Annotated in this window: 19 protein-coding genes; 13 read left to right on the top strand and 6 right to left on the bottom strand. The window is 58.8% G+C overall.

Annotated features, from left to right (window positions below):
• The first annotated feature begins 13 nt into the window (after nucleotides 1–13).
• From SO058_RS07945 to SO058_RS07935, 3 genes are all read left to right on the top strand, one after another.
• Nucleotides 14–352, top strand: a complete 339-nt coding sequence (locus SO058_RS07945; protein ID WP_320842458.1) for a DUF1622 domain-containing protein — start codon at nucleotides 14–16, stop codon at nucleotides 350–352.
• Between the two features lie 74 nt (nucleotides 353–426).
• A complete protein-coding gene (locus SO058_RS07940) occupies nucleotides 427–1044 on the top strand; it encodes a VanZ family protein (protein ID WP_320842457.1) in 618 nt (205 codons plus the stop codon).
• 98 nt (nucleotides 1045–1142) lie between these two features.
• Nucleotides 1143–2975 (top strand): LTA synthase family protein, encoded by a 1833-nt coding sequence (locus SO058_RS07935; RefSeq protein WP_320842456.1) that lies wholly within the window; start codon nucleotides 1143–1145, stop codon nucleotides 2973–2975.
• A 37-nt stretch (nucleotides 2976–3012) separates the two neighbouring features.
• Here the strand turns inward: SO058_RS07935 and SO058_RS07930 are convergent, their stop codons facing one another.
• The 3 genes from SO058_RS07930 to iolG form a co-directional block, all read right to left on the bottom strand.
• A complete protein-coding gene (locus SO058_RS07930; RefSeq protein ID WP_320842455.1) occupies nucleotides 3013–3957 on the bottom strand; it encodes a TIGR03943 family putative permease subunit in 945 nt (314 codons plus the stop codon).
• An 11-nt stretch (nucleotides 3958–3968) separates the two neighbouring features.
• Entirely contained in the window at nucleotides 3969–5063 is a 1095-nt protein-coding gene (locus tag SO058_RS07925; RefSeq protein WP_320842454.1) for a CobW family GTP-binding protein, read from the bottom strand.
• 479 nt (nucleotides 5064–5542) lie between these two features.
• Complete coding sequence (iolG, locus tag SO058_RS07920; RefSeq protein WP_320842477.1) at nucleotides 5543–6562, bottom strand: inositol 2-dehydrogenase; 1020 nt, start codon at nucleotides 6560–6562, stop codon at nucleotides 5543–5545.
• A 311-nt stretch (nucleotides 6563–6873) separates the two neighbouring features.
• On the opposite strand from iolG, the gene SO058_RS07915 reads away from it, so the two are divergent.
• From SO058_RS07915 to SO058_RS07895, 5 genes are all read left to right on the top strand, one after another.
• The gene (locus SO058_RS07915; protein WP_320842453.1) at nucleotides 6874–7896 is read left to right on the top strand and encodes a LacI family DNA-binding transcriptional regulator; all 1023 of its coding nucleotides are present in this window, start codon (nucleotides 6874–6876) and stop codon (nucleotides 7894–7896) included.
• A gap of 26 nt (nucleotides 7897–7922) precedes the next feature.
• On the top strand, nucleotides 7923–9368 hold the full coding sequence (locus SO058_RS07910; protein WP_320842452.1) for a TolC family protein: 1446 nt from the start codon (nucleotides 7923–7925) through the stop codon (nucleotides 9366–9368).
• An 18-nt stretch (nucleotides 9369–9386) separates the two neighbouring features.
• A complete protein-coding gene (locus SO058_RS07905) occupies nucleotides 9387–10511 on the top strand; it encodes an efflux RND transporter periplasmic adaptor subunit (protein ID WP_320842451.1) in 1125 nt (374 codons plus the stop codon).
• A gap of 4 nt (nucleotides 10512–10515) precedes the next feature.
• A complete protein-coding gene (locus tag SO058_RS07900; protein WP_320842450.1) occupies nucleotides 10516–13632 on the top strand; it encodes an efflux RND transporter permease subunit in 3117 nt (1038 codons plus the stop codon).
• A 103-nt stretch (nucleotides 13633–13735) separates the two neighbouring features.
• Nucleotides 13736–14413, top strand: coding sequence for a hypothetical protein (locus SO058_RS07895; RefSeq protein WP_320842449.1), 678 nt, complete (start codon nucleotides 13736–13738; stop codon nucleotides 14411–14413).
• A 50-nt stretch (nucleotides 14414–14463) separates the two neighbouring features.
• Here SO058_RS07895 and SO058_RS07890 read toward each other — a convergent pair whose 3' ends face one another.
• Together SO058_RS07890 and spoIID are read right to left on the bottom strand one after the other, a co-directional pair.
• Nucleotides 14464–15192, bottom strand: coding sequence for a M23 family metallopeptidase (locus SO058_RS07890; RefSeq protein WP_320842448.1), 729 nt, complete (start codon nucleotides 15190–15192; stop codon nucleotides 14464–14466).
• A gap of 47 nt (nucleotides 15193–15239) precedes the next feature.
• A complete protein-coding gene (gene spoIID, locus SO058_RS07885; RefSeq protein WP_320842447.1) occupies nucleotides 15240–16274 on the bottom strand; it encodes a stage II sporulation protein D in 1035 nt (344 codons plus the stop codon).
• Between the two features lie 153 nt (nucleotides 16275–16427).
• Here spoIID and SO058_RS07880 point away from each other — a divergent pair, with 153 nt between their 5' ends.
• Genes SO058_RS07880 through SO058_RS07870 form a run of 3 tightly spaced genes read left to right on the top strand, consistent with a single transcriptional unit; the run spans nucleotide 16428 to nucleotide 18743 of the window.
• Complete coding sequence (locus tag SO058_RS07880) at nucleotides 16428–16664, top strand: hypothetical protein (protein ID WP_320842446.1); 237 nt, start codon at nucleotides 16428–16430, stop codon at nucleotides 16662–16664.
• Nucleotides 16642–16965, top strand: coding sequence for an RNA polymerase sigma factor (locus SO058_RS07875; protein WP_320842445.1), 324 nt, complete (start codon nucleotides 16642–16644; stop codon nucleotides 16963–16965). The genes SO058_RS07880 and SO058_RS07875 overlap by 23 nt, the downstream gene beginning before the upstream one ends.
• Before the next feature lie 59 nt (nucleotides 16966–17024).
• Nucleotides 17025–18743, top strand: a complete 1719-nt coding sequence (locus SO058_RS07870) for a stalk domain-containing protein (protein WP_320842444.1) — start codon at nucleotides 17025–17027, stop codon at nucleotides 18741–18743.
• A 52-nt stretch (nucleotides 18744–18795) separates the two neighbouring features.
• Here the strand turns inward: SO058_RS07870 and SO058_RS07865 are convergent, their stop codons facing one another.
• Entirely contained in the window at nucleotides 18796–19683 is an 888-nt protein-coding gene (locus SO058_RS07865; protein ID WP_320842443.1) for an SPL family radical SAM protein, read from the bottom strand.
• A gap of 481 nt (nucleotides 19684–20164) precedes the next feature.
• On the opposite strand from SO058_RS07865, the gene rpsO reads away from it, so the two are divergent.
• Both rpsO and SO058_RS07855 read left to right on the top strand, forming a co-directional pair.
• Nucleotides 20165–20431, top strand: coding sequence for a 30S ribosomal protein S15 (gene rpsO, locus SO058_RS07860; protein WP_320842442.1), 267 nt, complete (start codon nucleotides 20165–20167; stop codon nucleotides 20429–20431).
• 171 nt (nucleotides 20432–20602) lie between these two features.
• On the top strand, nucleotides 20603–22726 hold the full coding sequence (locus SO058_RS07855; RefSeq protein WP_320842441.1) for a polyribonucleotide nucleotidyltransferase: 2124 nt from the start codon (nucleotides 20603–20605) through the stop codon (nucleotides 22724–22726).
• The last annotated feature ends 48 nt before the right edge of the window (nucleotides 22727–22774 follow it).

Below are 22774 nucleotides of genomic sequence, written 5' to 3'. Positions count from 1 at the left end.
CAGGAGGGATCCCATGGGTGTGGCCGACCGGTTTTTGAGCCTGATCGTCGAAGCGGCGATTCTGCTGTTTGAATATATCGGCGTGGGCGTCATTATTTTCGCGGGCGTGCTGGGCATCGTCAACTATGTCCGCCGCGAGCCGCTCACACGCCTCAAGCTCGCGAAAGGCATGGCGATGGGGCTGGAATTCAAGCTCGGGAGCGAGATTTTGCGCACGGTGGTCGTGCGGGAGTTTTCGGAGATCCTCATTGTCGGCGCGATCATTTTACTGCGCGCCGCGCTGACGTTTCTGATCCATTGGGAGATCAAAAATGAAGAGGCCGCAACAGGTGAACAACTGAAAGAGCCATAAAAAGAGGGATGAACCGAAAACCCGGTTCATCCCTCTTTATCTTATAGAGCTTTATAGACAGAGGAGGGATATGGATGAAAGAACTTTTGATGCTGTGCTATGAGATATCGACCGTGCTGCTGCCCTGCGCGCTGGTATACGCGCTGCTGCGTAAACGGAGCGCGCCTGCGCAGAGGGGGCGCACGCTGCTTCTTATGCTGTTTGCGCTCTATTTCGCCGGCGTATGCATCGTGACAGGCGCGGGCACGGTTTACGATCTGAAGCGCATGGTCGAATTGGATATCCCCACGGTGCAGGTCAATTTCCTGCCCTTTTCGGAGGATATCGACCCGCTCGGTTATGCGCTCAATGTGGTGATGCTGGTGCCGTTTGGCTTTCTCGCGCCGCTTATTTGGCCAAGGCTGGACAAGCTTTGGCGCATCGTGCTTGCGGGCTTCTCGTTTTCGCTGATGATCGAACTTAGCCAGCTGGTCAACTACCGCAGCAGCGATGTGGACGACCTATTGCTGAACACGCTTGGCGCGGCCTTGGGTTTTGCGGCTTACCGGCTGTTCGCCCGCCTTTTTCGATGGAAAACCGGACAGCCCGCAGGCGGCGCGTGGGAGTCTGCCGTGTACATCGGCTCGATGTTCCTCGGGTGGTTTTTCCTTTTTAACGGGCTTGGCGCGGCGGCGCTGTTATATGGGTTCTGAGGATGAAAAGCGTCCGGCCGGGTGGCCGGACGCTTTTTTGCGTTGCATTTTCAAGGAAAACGCCTTATACTGGATTGCAGCGAAAGGGGGCGCATACGATGGACAATCAGGCGAAACGGCTGATTTTGCGTATCGGCGGAGCTGTGGGCGCGTTTTGGGCAGTCGATCTGCTGCTTCGCATTTTTACGGGCAGCGCTTCCTATTATCCGCTGTATGCCGCCGCGCCAAACCTGTTTTCCATCGGCTTCGGCGCGCTTTTTACGGCGCTGTGCCTGCTGCTGCCGGCAAAAGCGGGCAAGGCGTTTTACGGCGTTTTATATGCGGCATGGGCGGTTTATGCGGTTGTGCAGTACGGCGTGCACCGCATTTTCGAGCGGTTTCTTTTTTTGTCGGATTTTTTGCTGGCGGGCGAGGGGCTGCAATTCGCGGGCTATATACGCCAGCTTGTGGACGGCTCGTTCCTGCTGTTTGTGCTCCTGCTCATGGCGGCGGGTGCGCTTGGCGTGAAGTGTCTGCCGCCGCGGGGCAAGCTGCCGGGCTGCCGCGCGCCGCTTTGGCTGGCGGCGGCGTTCGTACTGACGCAGTTGATTGCGCCGCGCTGCTATGCGCCCGTGCCCGACACGCCCGATTGGGACTCTTGGCAGTCGAGCGGGTATGAATACAGCCGGTTCACCTCGTCCGGCTATGACATGGCGCTGACCGGGCCGTACCAGTTCGTTCTGCGGGACGCGTGGCTGATGCGGCCGGGCGGCGGAACGCAGGACGAGGCGCGCGCCGAAGCGGATGCGTTTTTCGCCGCGCGTCCGGCGCATGCGGACAATGAAATGACCGGCCTGCTCGCGGGCAAAAACCTGATTGCCGTGCAGCTCGAAAGCATTGACGATTTTGTACTCAATGAGGAGAACACGCCTACGTTGGCGCGCATGCAGCGTGAGGGCATTAATTTTAGCGAATTTTACACGCCGCAGTACGCCAACGGCTACACGTTTAACACCGAGTTTGCCGCACAGACCGGCGTATACCCGTATGCCAACGGCAACGCTGCGTATTCGCTCAGCCGCAGCGCGTTTCCGTATGGTTTCGGCCATCTGTTTGCGGACGGGGGCTATGCGGCGAACTCCTTTCACAAAAGCGAGGCCAAGTTTTACAACCGGGGCGCGATGCATCAGGCGTTCGGCTATGCGCAGTACCATTCCGCGCTCGACTACACGGACGACGAAACCGAGGCGGGAACCGACCGGTTTTTAGCCGAGTGCGACGCGCTCTATGAGAAAATGACCGCGAAAACGCCGTTTCTGGATTTTATCATCACGTACAGCGGGCATCTGGGCTATGACGAGATTGACGCGCTGACGACCGCGGCGCTCGAACGGTATCCGGAATATACCGACCCGGCGCGTCCGTATGAAATAAATGGGCTGTTTGCCAAGGCGCGGCTGACCGATGAATTGTTTGAAACGCTGCTTTCACGGCTCGAAGCGGACGGCCTGCTCGAAAACACCGCGTTCCTCGTCTACGACGACCACTACGCTTATGGCCTGACCGACCGCGCGGTTTTGGAGGAATACTCGGCCGCCGCGGGCGGACGGCTGCTTGAGCGCACGCCCTGTTTCCTGTGGTATCCGGGCTGCGCACCGCAGACCGTTTCGAAAACGCTGCAAACGGTCGATCTGCTGCCGACCGTCGCCAACCTGTTCGGCCTGCCCGCGCCGCAGACGCCGGGGCAGGATGCGTTCGATCCCGCGTATCCGGGCTATGTGATCTTTGCGGACGGCTCTTGGATGAACGGAGCGGCCTATGTGAAAAACGGCGCGGTTCAATGGAACGAAAGCATGGACGATGCAGAGATTGCGGAAATGAACGCCTATGCGCGCCAGTTTGTGCGCGTATGCGAGGCCATCCTCGACGCGGACTATTTTCGGGACGATTAGAAAAGCCTCTCCCTTGTGGGAGAGGCTTTTTGCGGCTTTAGTTGAAATACACCAGCTCTTCCGCCGGCGCTTCGGCGGGCAGGACTTCGACCGCGTGCAGCACCGGGCCTTCGCCGCGGTACTGCGCGAGCGCTTCGACCGTGATCGAGGCGGTCACGCGCACCCAGTCGCGGGTCTGCAGCGTGTTCGCGCCCTTGTATTCGCACAGGAAGCCGAGAAAGCTCACATCCTCGGCGCAGCACACCATGCCGAACCGCCCGGGCACGAGGTAGCCGGACGGCACGCCCTCTCCACGAAACACCATGCCGGTGAAACGGACGGTTTTGCCGGCATACTTGCCGGGGTTGCCCATTGCGTCGACATACCACAGGCCGTAATCAGGGTCTGCAATGTCGATAATATCTGCCTCGACATCAAACGGCAGCGGCATGTTCTGGTTATAGTCCTCCGAGGAGCCGTCTACGCTGTCCAGATAGATGGTCGCGCGCGGATTCATGGCGCGTATGTTCTTTTGATAGAGCATGTCCTTGAGCTCGTCCGTGCAGCGGTTGAACACCACTAAGTCCGCGGTCGTGATATGCTCAAACATCATCGGGCCCAAATTATTTGAGTACAGCGCGAAAGTCGATGCGTCGACCGTGGTGACGATCTGATACAGCTCCCAGCGGGCGGGAAACGCCGCCTCCAGCTCCTCGAGCTTCCACAGGCCGTTGTACTCGACCAGCACACGGTCGGGCTTGTGCTGCTGTTCGAGCTTTTTGAGCGCCGCCGGGGAGAGGGCATCCCGGCTTTCGATGGGCGCGATGATCGTCATATAATCGAGCAGCTCGTCCTCTGAAAGCTCCTCCACGCCCTCCTCGCATTGCAGCAGCAGCGTCTTTTCGCCCGAGGTGAAGCCGGGGTCGGCCAGGATTTCGCGGATAAAGCGGGTCTTGCCGCTTTCCAGAAAGCCCGTGAACACATAAACCGGAATGGATTCCATATCGCTTCTCCTTATACGCCGAACAGGCTCTGCACGCGCTCTTCGTCCAGCTCCGCGCCGATCACGCACAGGCGGCCGGTATAATCTGCCGGGCCGCGGCGGATTTCGGGCGCGCCGGGTACATAGTCGAAGTGCAGCCATTCGCCGCCGTCTCCGTTCTTGACGATGCCTTTCGCACGCAGCACGGTGCCAAGCGACGGGTCACCCAGCGCGGTGAGCGCGGCTTGCAGCTCCGCCCCGGTATAGGCGCGCGGGGTCTCTCTGCCCCATGAGGTGAACACCTCGTCAGCATCATGATGATGGTGGTCGTGGCAGCCGCAGGTACATGCTTCATCGTGTTCGTGGTGATGATGCCCATGCTCATGGTCGTGAGGGTGCTCATGGTGGTGATCATGTCCGTCATGCTCGTGGCAGCCGCAGGTGCAGTCTTCCCCATGCTCATGATGATGCTCGTGTTCATGTTCGTGATGATGGTGCTCGTGTTCGATCTCATGCAGCACCTCTTCGACGAGCGACTGGCTGCCCTCCATGACCTCCAGAAGTTGTGCGCCGGAAAGCTCTTTCCAGGGCGTGGTCACGATGCGGGCGTTCGGGTTAAGGCCGCGCAGCAGCGAGATGGTCTCGCTGAGCCGTTTCTCCGGGCATTCTGCCGTGCGCGACAGCAGGATCGCCCCGGCGTGCGCCACCTGGTTTTCAAAAAACTCTCCGAAGTTTTTCAGATACATTTTTGCCTTGAGCGCGTCGACGACCGTGACAAAGGAATTGAGCTGCACGTCGAGGTGCGCGTTTTGCACGGCGGAGATCACGTCCGACAGCTTGCCGACGCCGGACGGCTCGATCAAAATGCGGTCGGGGTGGTACTGTGCGACTACGTCTTTGAGCGCCTGCCCGAAATCGCCGACGAGCGAGCAGCAGATGCAGCCCGCGTTCATTTCATTGACCACAATGCCGGCTTCTTTTAGGAAACCGCCGTCGATGCCGATCTCGCCGAACTCGTTTTCGATCAGCACGACCTGTTCGCCCTGAAGCGCGTCAGCCAGCAGGCGTTTGATGAGCGTCGTCTTGCCCGCGCCCAGAAAACCGGAGATAATGTCGATTTTAGTCATATGGATCGCCTCATTCAAAGTGTTTTTACCAGTATACCACTTTTTTGAGAAAATGAAAAGTTTCGAGGTTAGTGTTAGCTCACTATAAAACACGGCATGGGGCGGTTCTTAATATCGAACCGCCCCATGCCGTGTTGGTATGCGCACCATACCATTTCTACTTTTCAATCCACAGAACATGTATTCTGACATATTTATTATAAATCAATTAGATTAAAAGTCAATACAACTCGTAGATATAATATGGTGAATAAATTGACAAAACAGAAAGGCGGTGGTAGTATAGATTTGTGGTAAATATCGGAAGAAGATATAGATGAATTATGAATAAAGGAGATAGTTGATATGAAGTATGATTTTCAGGACCTGATGTCGTTTGGGATGCTTATTGTCGCCTTGATTTCCTTATTATACTTAATATGCAAATAAAAACAAGCGCCCGCTTTTTAGCGGGCGCTTGTGGTGTTAAATGAAAATAGTTACGCCTCGACCTTTACGTACACACCGCCGTTGCGGCAGGACTCGGTGGCAGCCTTGGCCATCAGTACCGGGCGCAGGCCGTCGATCGCGCCGACCGGGACCGGCTTGTCGTTCTGGATCGCGTCGACAAACGCGATGACCTGCTCGATGAACGCCTGATTGTAACGCTCGAGGAAGAACCACAGCGGCTTTTCGCTCTTCGAGCCGTCTACCGTTGTGACGGTCGTGGTGTTGATCAGGTCGTTGCCGTCCGCGGCCATGCCCTTGGAACCAAAGGCCTCAACGCGCTGGTCGTAGCCGTAGACCGCCTGACGGGAGTTGTTGATGACCGCAATGCAGCCGTTGGCCATCTTCATGGTGACGACAGCGGTGTCAACGTCCGGGATGCCGGACTCTTCCTGCAGCTTGGGGTTGACAAGGCAGGAGCCGACAGCCGAAATCTCTACCGCTTCCGAGCCGGTGACATAGCGGACCATATCGAAATCGTGGATCATCATATCATAGAAGATACCGCCGGAAACCGCGACATAGGAAGCCGGGGGCGGCTCGGGGTCGCGCGAGGAAACGATGACGATGTGGGGATCGCCGATCGTACCGTCCTTGACGGAATCGGCCACAGCTTTGTGGTTATGGTCAAAGCGGCGGTTGAAGCCGACCTGGAACTTGACGCCCTTTTCTTCCACCAGCGCGAGCAGCTTCTTGATCTTGTCGATATCGTAGTCGATCGGCTTTTCGCAGAAGACATGCTTGCCAGCCTGCACGGCTGCCATAGAAACGTCGCAGTGGGTATCGGTGGACGAGCAGACGAACACCACGTCGACCTCCGGGTTGTTGACAACGTCCATGAAATCGGTGGAAACATTGGTGATCTTGCGCTCGGCCAGCCATTCGCGCGCGCCGGACTTGTCCAGCATGGGGTCGGCCGCCGCGACAACCTGCACGCCCGGTACCGAGTTGATCAGGTTGTTGATGTGCAGCTTGCCGATACGGCCACAGCCCACAACGCCAATTTTCAAAATGCCCATTTTCATTCTCTCCTTTGGCTTAATCAGTATCCTCATTATATCGTCCGCGCAAGGGGCTTGCAAGAGGCCCAAAACCCTTTTGGATATCTGCCCAATTTTAATCCGCCGGATTGGTGAAAATGCAAGCGCGGCAGGGCGGATTTTACAAGTTTTCGCGCGTGCATTGTGCAAAAATATAAAATGCACGGAACAGCAAATACGACAGTTGCCGTGCAAGTGTCTAAAATGCACGGCAACGCTTGTTTTAGGTACGTTGTTATGATAATATAACTATATCTTGCGATAAGAAAGGATGAACGGACGCCATGAAGGTGACCGCTCAATGGATTGCCGACCAGTGCGGCGTTTCCCGCGGTACGGTCGACCGCGTGGTAAACGGCCGCGCAAACGTCGCGCCCGAGGTGCGCGAGCGCGTGCAGAAGATGGTCAACGAATTCGGATACCGCACCCCGTCGCAGCGGCAGGCGGCGCGGGCCGGCCGGGGAGCCTACCGCATCGGGTTCATCATCCCGAGCTGGGACCCCTTTTTCACTCGCCGCATTCGCGACGGTATCCGCACCGCCACGCAGCGGCGCTTTGCGGGCGACGTGCTCGTGCTGATCGAGGAACTGAACAACCGTTCGGCGCGCGCGTATTTCGAGGCAATTTCACGCCTGGAGGCCCGCCGGATTGACGGTATGGTCGTCACCGCGCCGGACACTCCGGCCATGGCCGACGAAATCGCGCGGCTGACCAAGAGCGGCATCCAGGTCGTCACCTGCGATTCCGATGTCAGCGACAGCCAGCGCCTATGCCATATCGGGCAGGACATGGTCAAATCGGGCCGTGTGGCGGCAGGGCTGCTCGCGCCTTATACGCAGGGAGGCGAAGTGCTGGTCGTGACCGGCAACCGCGAATTTACGGCGCACGGCCTGCGCGTGCGCGGCTTTCTCGACCGGCTGCACGAAATTTGCGGCGAGGACGTGCCGACGCAGATCATCGAATGCGTCGAGCGCTACGACCTTACTTATGACGGCGTTTTTGAACAATTGCGGCATAACCCGCGCATCCGCGGCATTTATATGGCCAATGAGAGCGTACGCGGTTGCATGGACGCGCTCGAGCGCGCCAAACCCCAGCACCATGTGCACGTCGTGTGTCACGACGTGACCCCGCACGCCCGGCAGTATTTGGAGCAGGGGCGGCTGGACTTTATCATCGACCAGGATTTTTCGGCGCAGGCCACTCGCGCGATCGAGGTGCTTGCCCATACGCTGCGGACGGGGGAACAGCCGCGGCAGCAGGTCGAGTACACCCGTATGAGCATTATCACACGCGAACTGCTGTGAGCAGCGGTAAAAGGAAGGATCACCTTATGAAGAAACGAATGCTGGCGCTGCTGCTGTTGGCGGCGCTGACGACCGGCCTTTGCGCCTATGCGACTGAAACGGGAGGGTTCCCCGATCCCGAGCCGCCTAACACCGCGGTCGACCCCGAGGCGGCCCCGGCGGATACGCCTGCGCAGCCGCAGGAAACTGGGCCGTCCGAAGACGCGCCCAAAGCGCAGCCAGGCGCGCAGAGCAAGGCAAAAACGCCCGTGACGGGAAAAGCGCCCGCGCTGGCCGTGGCGCAGCAGAATACGACGGTCAACGTGCCCACCACGTCGCAGGAAAACCGCGCGATCACTTTCAGCGGGATTGACAGCACGGTGCGTTCTAATAATTTGACGATTAAGAGTCTGGAGCAGACGCTAGCGGGCATCGACGCGCAGGATGTTGAAATACAGTTTTGGCTGGCCGAGGCCGCGCTGGAAAGTGGTAGGGCTGAGCTGAATAAGCAGATTAACGATATGCAGGATACCCTTGACCGGCTTGAAACCTCGTCCGGCGGCGATCCGGCACTCACAGCAGCGCTCAAGGGTATGCTCCAAGGTAATATTTCGCAGATGAAGAGCAGTTTAGCCGATATTGAGCGCAACCTTAAGGATCTTGAAGATCAGCAGGATGCTGCTGAGGAAACCAAGGACAATGCATTGGTTTCCACTAAAAAGGCACTGGAAAACACGGGGAATATGCTGGTCTACAACGCGGAGAACCTATATATCAGCATCGCCGCGCAGCAGCTCAACCGGACGGGCGTGGTGCGGCAGATTGCCGCGGCAGACCGCAAGCTTTCCGAAATGGAAACGCGTTACCGCTTAGGGCAGATCTCGCAGCTCGATCTCGAGCAGGTTCGCAGCGGCCGCTCAACGGCGGCGAGCGGCCAGCAGTCGCTGACCTTTGCCATCGACGGCATGCGCATGTCGCTCGGCATGCTGCTGGGCTGGGACGTGGGCACAAAGGCCGATATTTCGGGCCTCGCGCCGGTGACCGATACGCAGCTGCGCTCGATGAACTATGAAAACGACCTCAAGGAGGCGCTCGCGAACAGCTATACCATCTGGCAGAAAAAGGACGCGCTGCGCCAGGCCAACAACGACTATGAGGACGACGTCGCCTCGACGCTGCACGCGGTCAACGCGGCGAAGCTCGATTTGGAGAACGCGGAAAAAAGCGTCGCCCACTCGTTCCTGACGCTGTTTAACACCGTAACCGAGAAACAGCGTCTGGTGCAGGTAGCCGAGGATACATATAAGCTGCAGGTGCGCCTGTTTGACGCGGCCGATAAGAAATACGGCTTGGGCCAGATCTCCAAAAACGAGCTGGACGACGCGCAGGACGAACTGGACAGCGCAAAGGACGCCATTACCTCGGCGCAGTATGAATTATTCACCGCTTATAACCAGTACCAGTGGGCAAAGCGCGGCTGCATTGCCTCGTAAACAGGGTAGGAGGATACCATGAAAGCAAAACAGTTTTTAGCCGCGCTGCTGGCTGCGGGCATGCTGCTCGCGGCCGGGTGCGGCAAGGATGAGGGCGAGCCAGCCCCGGAGGACGAGGTCACCGGCACCGCCGTAGAAACGATGACGGTCGTATCCGGCGATATCGCCAACCAGAGCAGGCTGTCGGGCAAGGTCATTGCCGCGCGCGATGTATCGATCTTTCCGCCCGTGCCGGCCAAGGTATTGTCGGTGAGCGTGCAGGTCGGCGATACGGTAAACGAGGGGCAGACGCTGTTCACGCTGGATAAAAAGGACATCCAGAAGCAGTACCAGCCGTTACTTGATAACTATAACCGCTCAAAAACGCTGTTCGACGAGCAGATCCGGCAGGCGCAGAAAAACGTTTCGGACACCGAAGCGCTGCTTAATATCGGCGCGGCCTCGCAGGCACAGCTCGACCAGGCAAAGCTCACGCTGCTGCAAACGCAGACCAACGCGCAGTCGTCCCTGTCGCAGCTTGACGAAAGCATGAAAGATGTGCGGACGACTTTGGAGGACACCAATGTCAAGGCGACTATGACCGGCGTTGTCACCGCGGTCAGTGTGGTAGCGGGCGGTACGGCGTCGCAGCAGTCGCCAGCGGTCGTCATTTCCGAGAGCCAGAAACCGCAGGTGCTGGTCTCGGTCTCGGAAAGCGTGCAGCCGTATCTGAAGACAGGCGATTCGGCCATCTGCGCGATTGAGAGCATCGGCCGCAGCGATGTGGTGGCTAAGATCAGCACGGTCGCGCCCGCTTCCAACCAGCAGACCCAGCTCTACGAGGTACGGCTCGACCTGCCCGCGGGTATCGACGTGCAGATCGGCATGTTTGTCGACGTGACGTTCCAGACCGACCATAAGCAGGGCGTGGTCGTCGTGCCGACCGAGTCGGTGCTGACCGACGGCGAGACTGAATACTGCTTTGTCGTCGAGGACGGTAAGGCCAAACGTGTAATCGTGACGACCGGCCTGACCGCGGGCGAGACCACCGAGGTGACGGGCGGCCTTTCCGAGGGCGAAACACTCGTCGTGGTCGGCCAGCAGTATCTGTCGGACGGAGCCGAGGTGCGCATCGTGCAGAGCGAGAGCACGGGGGAGGAGTAAGCGGATGAAATTCGCGGAATTCTGCCTCAAGCACCGTGTGACGACGATCATGGCCTATGTGATGATCGTGATTTTCGGCGTGATGGGCTTTTCCTCGCTGCCTCTCGCGCTGATGCCGAATATCGAAATGCCGATGGCGGTCGTTTACGCGACCTATTCGGGCGCAGGACCGGAGGAGATCGAAAACCTCGTCACTAAAACGCTCGAAGGGGCGTGCGCCCGCGTGGCGGGCATGGAAGAGATGCAGTCCTCCTCGTCCGAGGGCATGAGCATGGTCATGGTCTCGTTCGCGGACGGCACGGATATGGACGAGGCGCTGACATCGCTGCGCGAAAAGATCGACCAGGTAAAAAGCTATCTGCCGGACGACGCTTCGGCGCCCACCGTCATGTCGATCGACGTGGACGCGATGCCGGTTATCCAGCTCGGCCTGCGCGGCGCCGATCTGGCGCAGCTCCAGTCGATCGCGGAGGATACCATTTCGCCCGCGCTCGAACGCATTGACGGCGTGGCCTCGGTCGATATCATGGGCGGCTACGAAAGCGAAGTCGCTATCGATACTTATGCGGACCGGCTTGCGGGCTACAACCTGTCGGTCTCGTACATCGCGCAGATCTTGGGCGCGGAAAACGTGGCGCTGCCCGCGGGCGACGTCAACAACGGCACCAAAACGCTCACCGCGCGCACGGACGGCGAGTTTTCCTCGGTGGAGGATATCAAAAACACGCTTATCCCGCTGCCGGCGGGCGGCGCGGTGCGTCTGGGCGAATTGGCCTCAGTGCATTTACAGCCCGCCGAGCAGACCGCCATCGCCAAGATCGGCGGGGAAGAGTGTGTCGTGCTGTCGGTCAACAAGCAGTCGGACGTCAACACGGTGCAGGTAGCGAACAAGGTAAACGCCGCGCTCGACAAGCTCTCGCGCGAGAACCCGACGCTCGATACGCTGGTCGTGTTCGACCAGTCCGATCAGATCAATATGACCGTGCAGTCGGTCATCCAGAATATCGTACTCGGCGTGCTGCTCGCCGCGGTCGTGCTGTTTGTGTTCCTGCGCGACCCGGGCGCGACCGGCGTGATCTCGGTCGCGATGCCGATCTGTATCGTTTCGGTGTTCCTCATCATGCAGGCGCTCGGCATTACGATGAACATGATGTCGCTCGGCGGCCTTGCGATGGGCGTGGGCATGATCGTGGACAACTCGATCGTCGTGCTCGAGAATATCTTCCGCTACCGCTCGGACGGCTGCGAGCGATGGCAGTCCTGCATCGAGGGCACGGGCGAGGTCGCGCTGTCAATCTCGGCGTCAACGATGACGACTATCGCGGTATTCCTGCCGATCGGCCTGTCGGGCGGCATTACCGGCATGATGTTCAAGGAATTTTCGCTCACCATCAGCGCGCTGCTGCTCGCGTCGCTCGTCATCGCGCTGACGCTGGTGCCGCTCCTGTGCTATATGCTGCTCGACCGCGGCGAGAAGAAATTCACCCTCTCGCCCAACAAGCACGGCGACATCGCCGAGCGCCCGCTGATGCGTGCCTATAAAAAATTCCTGCACTTTTTTATCACGCACCGCAAGGTCGCCATGCTGGCCACGCTCGGCCTTATCATTGTGTTTTTCGGCTCGATCGCGACCGCGGGCCTCGAAATGATCCCGTCGATGGACCAGTCGATGGTGCAGGTGTCGATCGGCACGCCGATCGGCGCGGAAATGGACGAAAAATCTGCGTTTGCCGACCGGGTGACCGCCATCGCGCTCGATACCGTGCCCGAGATCGACAGCCTATACTATACGACGGGCTCCTCTTCGAGCATGATGAGTTCGGGATCGTCGACCAGCGTGACGCTCAACCTGGTGCCCGGAAAAGAGCGTAACCGTTCCTCTGAGGAAGTTGCAAACCAGCTTCGCCGGGACCTGTCCGACATTGCGGGCTGTGAGATCTCGGTCTCCGCATCGGGCGCGATGGATATGTCCTCGATGACGGGTAACGCGATCTCGGTCACGCTGACCGGCGACGATTACGATGAACTGACGGCGGCCGGTGACCGGCTGGTCGATAAGCTGGCGGCGCTGCCGGACGCGGTAGAGGTCAAAAGCTCGGCCTCTGAAGAGGTGCCGCAGGTCAATATCACGCTCAACCGCGAGAACGCCTCGCGCTTTGGGCTGACCGCCGCGACCATCGGCCAGGCCGTGCGCGGCCAGCTTGCCGGCACGACTGCGACCACGCTCAAAATGAAGGGCGAGGAGATCACGGTTTCGGTCAAGGGTGATACGCGCGTTTCGGAAAGCCTGGACGCTTTAAAAACCGTGCCTATCCCGACGCAGATGGGCGGTTCGGTGCCGCTCGAACTGGTGGCGGACGTTAAGACCGAGCTCGCGCCGCAGTCCATCGCGCGCAAAAACCAGTCCCGCACCATCACAGTGACAGGCGGCAGCCTTTCGGGCGACGTGACCGCGATGAGCGTGCAGGTGCAGCAGGTTTTAAATGAGTTTGAACTGCCCGAGGGCGTGTCGTTCGACCAGGGCGGCGAAATGGAAGAGATGATGGAATCGTTCGGCACGCTGGGCTACGCGCTCATCGTTTCGATCGGCCTGATCTATTTTGTGCTGGCAAGTCAGTTCGAGAGCTTTATCATGCCGGTCATCATCATGATGATTCTGCCGGTCGGCCTGATCGGCTCGCTGTTCGGTCTGCCGCTCACGGGCAATAAGATTTCGATTGTCGCGTTTATCGGCGTCATCATGCTGGCGGGCACCATTGTAAACTCCGCGATCGTGCTGATCGACTATATCAACACTCGCCGGGGGCGGGGAGAGGATAAAAACACCGCGATCCTCAACGCCTGCCCGCGCCGTGTGCGCCCGGTGCTTATGACCACGCTGACCACCATCCTCGGCCTGATGCCGATGGCGCTCAGCCATGGCGAGGGCGCGGAGATGATGCGTCCGATGGCGATCGTCATGATTACGGGCATGATCGTTTCGACCATTGTCACACTGTTGTTCACGCCGGTCTACTATTCGCTGATCGACAGCCTGACCGAGCGCTTCAAAAACCGCAAAAACAAACCCAAGAAACCGCGCAAACTGCGCCTAAAAAAACAGAAACAAGAGCAGAACTGACAAAACGGGTCGATTTGGCCCGGAAAAAATCCGTTGCTTTTTTGCGTGAAATACGATATTATAGGGAATGCGTAAAACCGTGCGCAAAGGAGGCAAGGGGAGAATGAAGAGAAGACTCGCTTTTTTAGCGCTGTTTGTGTTCATGCTGTCGGCCTGCGGAAAAGAAGTCGACGTGGTCGAACCGGAAGCCAACAAGGAGCCGCCGCAGAACCCGCAGAGCCAGGTGCTGGACCAGGCGGAACAGGCGGGACTGCTGGACAAGGAAGAGCCGGAAGAAAAGGAATTAAGCGCTGAGGATGCCGCAGCCCGCGTGACCGAAACGCTGATCGAGGGAGACTATACCGCCGCGCTGACCGACACGCAGCTCCAAGTCGGGGCGGACGAGGGCGAAGCCCACGATTATTATGTGTTTGATATTCAGGACGCGGTCGGCGCGTCGCTCGGGCAGGTCGCGGTCGATAAGGCGACCGGCGATAAGTACACTTATCTGGGCGACGGTATGCTCGACGATTACACCAAGTTCCCGCTGTACGACCCCTCGGTCGACGCGGTGTGCGACTGGGCGGGAGAATACAAGGGCCCGGCCGGGGTGGCGCTTGAGGTATTGCAGGGCGACCCCAATTCGTTTGAGTACATCTTTTCCGACGGTACGACGGGCAACGCCCAGATTTCGGGCAACACCGCCAAATCGACGGATGGGGAAATCAATTTCCTGTTTTCAGAGGGCGTTATCACGGTCGCCGGCGGCACAGTGACCGGCAACTATACCACAGCACAGTAAAAGCGGTAAAAAAGAACGGCAGGCCATTTGGCCTGCCGTTCTTTTTTCGTTTATTCGAGCGGCTCGTCAAGCAGTTCGAGCACGTCTACCGCGCTGCCGCCGCGCTGTGCGCTGACATGAACGTGCGTGCCAAGCGCGGCTTCCGCATCAATCGTTTCGGCGCACGTGCCCAGCGTTTCGCCCGCCTCGACGATCTGCCCCGCCGCAACGCGCACCTCGTCCAGGCCGCTGTAAGTCGTGGTCAGGTCGGCGTCGTGCTGGAGGGTGACGCTGGTGCCGTACAGTGCGTCGTCAAACACCGAAAGCACGGTGCCATTCGTCACGGCGAGCACGTTTTCACCCGGCTCGGCGGAAAAGTCGGTGCCCGTGTGCACGCGCCAGTCGCCGAACGTCGGCTGGAAGATCAGCTCGTCGCCCGAAAACGGGGTGACGACGCCACCCGCGGTTGGGCGCACATAAACGGGTGCGTGCACAGTTTCCACCACCGCAGGCGCCTGCGGCTCAGCCTGTTCGGGCTCAGCGTCCTTGGCCTCCGCAGAGGCGGGCTCTGCCGGCTCGGGATCGTCCGCGCCGACCGGCGTGTCGGCGGTCAGGTCCGGCATGTTCTGCGTCGGCGCGATGATCGGCGTCGAGATCGACGGATCAGCCTCGGGCGCGCCCGAAACGCTCGACCAGAGCACCCAGGCCGATACCGCGATGATCAGGCCGCACAGGGTGAGGATGGTGTAAAAGCCGCGCGTAGAAAGCGTGGATACGTGTTTGGAATTATACTGTTTCATGTCCCTTTACCTCCGTTTACCCGTAGTATCGCCCGGAGGTATTTTCTTTATACGTCGGAAAATTCGCTTCCCGGATAATAATGCATTAAAATTTCTTTGTAATCCGCACCCTGTTCGGCCATATAGCGCGCGCCATACTGCGAAAGACCGACGCCGTGCCCGAAGCCGATGCTGTGGAAGGTGATGGAGTCCTTTGTATAGGTGATCGTAAAATTGGTGGAATTGAGGCCGAACAGCGTGCGCACCGCCGTGCCCTCGACCGTCACGCCGCCGAGCTTCACGGTCTTGATGCCGCCTGCGTCCGAGCGCACCGAGGCCTTGAACCATGTTTTCGGCGCGCCGGATACGTCGGCGGACGGGAACACCTCGGCGACCGCCTTGCGGAAATCATCCGCTTTTACGGTGACCGCGCTTTCATATTGGTCACACGCCGTACCGCCCGGACTGACCACGCTTTTGAGATAAGGCGTGTCGTCGCCACCCCAGACATCGGCCGCCGACTCGGTGCGCGGTCCGCTTGCGCAGTGGAACACGGCGGCGATTGGCGCGCCGTCATACGTCAGGATCTGTCCCGCCGTGTCCTTTACCGCCTGCTGTACGCGGGACAGATCGCTCCCTGCCGCGGTTTCCACGGCAACATCGCGGTAGGCCGCGCAGTGGTGGTAGTCGTCGCACACGTCGGCGCCGGGGTGCGCCTCGGGACGTCCCCGGTCGATCTTATACACCGCGTAGGTGCGCGCCGCAACCGCCTGCGCCCGGATGGCGTCCAATGGGAAATCGTTTGAAATCTCCGCCGCGACCACACCTTCCACGTAGCTTTCGAGCGGCAGCTCTGTTTCCTTGCCGTCGATGAGCGCGGTGACAGTGGTATGGTCGTGTGCCTCGGACACGGGCGTGTCCGTTTGCTGGGTACCGGCCGGCGCCTGCCCGCCGCTTTCCTGATTGACCGGCACTGCGCCGGGCAGGTCAAGCTGCTCAAAGTCGATGGCGAGGGAATCGCCCGCGCCCGTCATACGGACGGCAGCGGGCAGCAAATATAAAACAGCAACCAGCCCCAGCCCCACAAATAACAGTTTACGCATGTCCGCCGCCTCCCTTACCTGGTATTATATGCAATGTTCTTATTTGGATAGAACGGCAAGATATAGATTTTGCTTGACAGCACATACAAGATGTTGTATTATTGTAAATACAGAAAACGAACAAATGTTCGATAAATGGGGAGGCGATCCAACATGACGCTTTATGATATGGCGCAGGAATACCGGGAAAACACAAAGCTGCTCGAACTGCGTGTGGTGGAATTGCAGGCCGCGCAGAGGCGTGCCGGACAGCGGGAGGTCAAATACCGGCTCAAAAAGCGGGTCAGCTTTTTGCGGATGCTGATTAATGAAAGCCGCAAAACGGTGTACCAAATGGAACATTATTATGACCGGGGAGGGCAAAACAATGCATACAAACAGGCTGTCTGAGGGCGTGGAGCAGCATGTCTCTTACCAAAACTATCTGGCAACGCTTGCGGGCGACAACAGCGCGTTCCGTCAGGCATTTCGCGAGGCGTTTTTTAAAGCCATGCGCGAAACGCTGACCAGCCGGCAGTACGAAGTGCTGTGGCTGCACGAGGTCGAGGGGCTGAATGGCAATGAGATATCTTATAAGCTAGGCATCAGCCCGTCTGCCGTGTCGCGGCATTTAACGCGCGGCAAAAAGCGGCTGCGCGTGCTGCTTTCCTATAATCTGCAATTGCAGCAGCTCCCGGAACAGTCTGCTTGACAAGGAAAGATTCCTGTGATACCATTGTATTAATAAATTGACACAATGGAGGCTGGAGCATGAAACAGTTTAAACGCTTGCTGGCGGCGCTGCTGTGTGCGGCGCTGCTGCCCGTGTCCGCATGGGCGGCGGAACCTGCCAAGACGCGCGAGCGGCAGGAGGATCTGGATTTCCTCGTGACGACGCTGGCGGAGAAACATCCGAATTTTTACGCGAACACGACTAAAGAGGCGGTTGCAGCGAAAAAGGCCGCGATCGAAGCGGAACTGGACACGCTTTCGGATTTTGATTTTGCGATTAAGCTGAGCGAACTCACCGCGATGGGCGGCGATTCTCACACCATGCTGGCTGTCGGCAATGCTCTGGGCGCAGAGGCCAAAATGCTGGCTATGGTACCCAAATGGTATGATGGACGATGGACGCTGACCGGTGGTCCCACGCAATTGCAGCCATATATCGGGCAGGAGATCATCGCGGTGAACGGCTATTCGATGGACGAGCTGCAGCGGCGCCTATCCCCTATGATCAGCTATGATAACGAGACCCGTCTGCGCGGACAGTTTGGCCAGATGGTCTATGTGGCCGATGTGCTTTCGCATTATGGAATCATCAACGCGGACGCAAAGACTGTTCCTGTCACGGTGCGGGACGACGCGGGCAAAGAGACCGTGCTCGATATCCCATGCATGACGCAGCAGGCGGTATCCGCGCTTGGAGAGAACGAATGGATAAGCCGCGATAAGCTTCGCAAAGCCGTGCCCGCGACCGAGCCGGCGGACGCATATTATAAGCTGCTCGACCTCGGCGGCGGCGCGCTCTACATGCAGTATAACCGCTGCGCGGAAGCGCCCGACCTGCCCATGGCGGACTTTGCAGCCGCAGTCCGGGAAAAATTGGACTCCGGGGCATATACGAAATTCCTGATCGACCTGCGGAATAACGGCGGCGGGTCGGACGGCGTTTTGAACCCTATCGTTTACCAGGCGCAGCATTTCTTGGCGAAAGGCGGCGCGGTGTACGCGCTCGCTGGCGAGCGGACGTTCTCCTCGGCGCTCATCAACACGGTGCAGTTAAAGGATATCGGTGCGGTGTTCGTCGGTGAGCCAACGGGCGGCAGCGTGGATCATTTCGGCTCAGTCACCGGGTTTGAACTGCCCAATTCCAAACTGCGCGGGCAGTATTCCAATAAATTTATTGAAATGGGCGGCTATTATGAGGCCGCCAAACCCTACGGCGTCGAGAGCTTCCCGCCCGATATCGAGGTTGCGCAGAAGTTTACGGATTATCTTGACGGAATCGACACGGCGGTGCAGTACGTGCTGGACAACGCGCCCATTACGGCCACGCAGACAGCCGAGGCTAAGGTGTCGTCCGCCCGCGTTGTGGTCGACGGCAAGCCGGTCGCCGCGGCGGCTTATGAGATTGCAGACAGCAACTATTTTAAGCTCCGCGATCTGGCAATGGCGTTCGCGGGCACAGGGTCGGCGTTCAATGTGCGGTGGGATGGCGATGCGAAGTCGGTGACGCTGTTGAACGGCGTATACAAACCGGACGGCAGCGAGCTGAAGCCGCTGCCAGCCGGCGCGCAGACCGCGCGCCGCGCAACCGCAGACGTCTACGTCGAGGATGGTGAAATGTCTATGCCGCTTGTCGGCAAGGCGTACGAGATCGCGGGCCACCACTATTTCAAGCTGCGCGACCTGTCCAACGTGCTGGGTCTCCGCATCGAGTGGGACGGCAAAACGCAGACCATTTCGATCAGCACGCCGGCCTCCTAACACTGCTTGAAACAAACGCCCCGCGTCCAGAAAAGGACGTGGGGCGTTTGTGTTATTCGAAAAATGAAAGCTGTCCGCTGCCATAGCCGCGCTGGTAGCGGCGGATGATATCCGGCATACGGTAAAAAAGGCCGGCCTCATCGCACGCGGCGGTAAACACGCGCCAAAGCTGTTTTACCTGCGGCACCGCACAGGAATACCGTGTGCCGTATCGCGCAATATATTTTTCCTTAAGGCCGGGGAACACGCGGTCGAGTTCCGCATAAAAGTGCGTGCGCTGGCGGTCGCGCATGGTCAGTCCAAACGCGGGATAGATACCCATCGCGCCCGCCTCCTTGGCGCGCCGCACGATCTGCCGGATGTTCTCCTCGGAATCGGTAATCCACGGCAGCACGGGCATAAGCAGCACGCAGGTGGGCAGGCCTGCGTCCGCCATGCGGGCGAGCGCGTCCAGCCGGGCGGAGGGTGGGGAAACGCGCGGCTCGATTTTTCGGGCAAGCGCGTCATCTACGGTTGTCACGGTCATTTTACACAGTACGGGCGCGTTTGCGTGGATCTCGCGGAGCACGTCGAGGTCGCGGCAGATGAGGTTGCTCTTGGTGAGCACTGCCACGCCGAAACCATAAGCCGCGATTAGCTCTAAAGCGTGCCGCGTCAGCTCCTCGTCCTTTTCAAACGGATTATAGGGGTCGCTCATTGAGCCGGTCGCGACTACGCCGGGGCGTATCTTGCGGCGCAGATCGTCCCGGATGATGGAAAGCGCGTTTTCCTTAGCGCGCACCGTATCAAACGCGTCAATGCGGTAGCATTCCGAGCGGCTGTCGCAATAAATACAGCCGTGGCAGCAGCCGCGGTAAATATTCATATTATACTGCGCGCCGAACCACGCGCCCGGCTTTTTGGCGTTCGTCACAATAGTTTTGGCCGGAACCGTCAGCATGAGAGCCGCCCCCTTTCGTCTGACCACAGTATATCAGAAAAAGCGGACAATGTCTGTCCGGAAATGCAAAAACGCACGCCAAAGCGTGCGTTCGGGCAAAAAAGAACGCGACATCAGGCCGCACAGTTGCACAGCCCCGCCGCGTGTCTTCTCAAAGATGACAAATCGGTGAAGGCTTCACCGAATGAACAAATTATATCACCCGGCGTCCGGCAGGACAAGATTCAAGATTTACAAAACGCCCCTTAACAATTTATTAACAATTGTGCAATTCGACAAGAAACGCGGAAATCTCCGGAAGATTGTCTCCGAAAATAGAAAAAAAGAGAAAATACTTTACAAAACCGCATGTTCATGGTATCATAAATGTACTTTCGCCCCGCGCTTAGTTATAGGATACCGGGCACGTTGTTACCGTGCCGCTTCACCACGCCTTGACCCGGCGTGCGGGTAAGTAAATTTTTTATGAGGTGAAACCATAATGATCCGTAAGGAAGACAAGACTGCCGTTATCGAGGCAAACCGCACCCATGCGACCGACACCGGCTCGCCCGAGGTTCAGGTAGCGATCCTGACTGCCCGCATCAAGGAGCTCACCGAGCACCTGAAGGTGCACAAGAAGGATAAGCACTCCCAGCGCGGCCTGCTCAAGATGGTCGGCCAGCGCCGTTCGATGCTGGCTTACCTGCAGAAGAAAGACATCAACCGTTACCGCGCGCTGATCGCCAAGCTCGGCATCCGCAAGTAATTTCAAAAGATATAGGGGAGCAGTCTGCTCCCCTGTTTCTGTATTTTCATGGAAGGCGGCGGCACCGCTTTTTAGCAGTTGAAGGAGAAACGAACGAAAGAGAATCGTTTTTGCTTCAAGTGCTAAAAGAGCCCGCGCCGCCCTCCGCAAACGGACAAAGGAGGACAAACCATGTCAAACATCAACCACTTCGATTTCAAAAACCACCGCGTGTATGAGACCGAGTACGCCGGCCGTAAGCTGACGGTAGAAACCGGAAAAATGGCGCAGCTGGCGAACGGCTCGTGCCTGGTGCGCTACGGCGACACAGCTGTGCTCGTCACCGCGACCGCGTCGGCAAAGCCGCGCGACGGCATCGACTTTTTCCCGCTCTCGGTCGATTTTGAGGAGCGCCTATACTCGGTGGGCCGCATTCCCGGCAGCTTCATGCGCCGCGAGGGCCGCCCGTCGGAAAAGGCCATCCTGGCCTCCCGCCAGATCGACCGCCCGATGCGTCCGCTGTTCCCCAAGGACCTGCGCAACGACGTTTCCATCGTCTGCACCGTGCTGGAGAACGATTATGACAACTCGCCCGAAATCGTCGCGCTCATCGGCGCATCCATCGCGGTTTCGGTATCCGATATCCCGTTCGACTACGTTGTGGCGGGCGCGAACGTCGGCCTGATCGACGGCAAGATGGTCTTGAACCCCACCTCGGCACAGCGCAAACAGTCCGATATGGACGTGACCCTGTGCGCCACCAAGGATAAGATCGTCATGATTGAGGCGGGTGCGAACGAAGTGCCCGAGGACGAGATGTTTAACGCCCTCATGGAAGCGCACGAGGAGATCAAGAAGATGTGCGCCTTCATCCAGAACATCAAGGACGAAATCGGCAAGCCGAAGTTCGACTACGAGCACCACGATCTTGACCACGACCTGTTCGATAAGCTTGAAGCGGCCGTGACAAGCAAGTTCGAGGTCGCCATGGATACCGACGACAAGACCGTCCGCGACGCTGGCGTGCGCCAGATCGTCGACGAGTTCGTTTCGACGCTGTCCGAGGAGTATATGGCCGAGCACGGTTCTTTCCTCTCCGAGTGCGTCGATAAGCTGCAGAAGAAAATCGTGCGCCGCTGGCTGGCTTCCGGCAAGCGCGTGGACGGCCGCGGCATGGAGGAAGTCCGCCCGCTGGCCGCCGAGGTCGGCATCCTGCCGCGCGTGCACGGCACGGGCATGTTCACCCGCGGCCAGACGCAGGTGCTGACGCTCTGCACACTTGGCACGCTGGGCGACGCGCAGGAGCTCGACACCATCTTTGAAGAGACCGAAAAGCGCTATATCCATCACTACAACTTCCCGTCCTTCTCGGTCGGCGAGACCCGCCCGTCGCGCGGCCCCGGCCGCCGCGAGATCGGCCACGGTGCGCTGGCGGAACGCGCGCTGCTGCCGGTTATCCCGCCGGTGAGCGAATTCCCATACGCACTGCGCCTCGTTTCCGAGGTCATCTCGTCGAACGGCTCGACCTCGCAGGGTTCTGTCTGCGGCTCGACCCTCGCGCTGATGGACGCGGGCGTGCCGATCAAAGCGCCTGTGGCGGGCATTTCCTGCGGCCTGATTACGGACGGCGGACAGGAGACCACGTTCACCGATATCCAGGGCGTTGAGGACTTCTATGGCGATATGGACTTCAAGGTCGCCGGCACCAAGAAGGGCATCACGGCCATCCAGGTCGATATCAAGGTCGACGGCCTGACCCCGAACATCATCAAGCAGGCGTTCGAGAAGTGCCGCGTCGCGCGCTACGGCATTCTGGACGAGGTTATGCTGCCGTGCATCGCGGAGCCGCGTTCGGACGTGTCCGACTGGGCGCCCAAGATGACGACCATGCACATCCATCCGGACAAGATCCGCGAGGTCATCGGCAAGGGCGGCAGCGTCATCCAGAACATCGTCGCCGAGTCGGGCGCCAAGGTCGACATCGAGGATGACGGCACAATCACCATCGCCGCCGTCAAGGCGACCGACGCCGCCAAGGCCAAGCAGATGATCGAGGCGATTGTCAAGGAGCCGGAGCCGGGCGAGATCTACTACGGCAAGGTCGTCCGCCTGATGAACTTCGGCGCGTTTGTCAACCTGCTGCCCGGAAAGGACGGCATGGTGCACATCTCCAAGATGGCCGACCACCGCATCGAGAAAGTGGAGGACGCTGTCAAGGAGGGCGATATGGTCTGGGTCAAGGTCATGGAGATCGACGACAAGGGCCGCGTCAACCTGTCTATGAAGGATGTCAAGGAAGAAGAAAAGGTCAAATAAGATTTTCTCTGGATAGCAAAAGAGCTGTTGCGAAATGCAACAGCTCTT

Source organism: Agathobaculum sp., from assembly GCF_034098985.1.
GTDB lineage: Bacteria > Bacillota > Clostridia > Oscillospirales > Butyricicoccaceae > Agathobaculum.
Note: the sequence above shows the minus strand (reverse complement) of the source record. Positions and strands in the feature narration are given on the sequence as shown.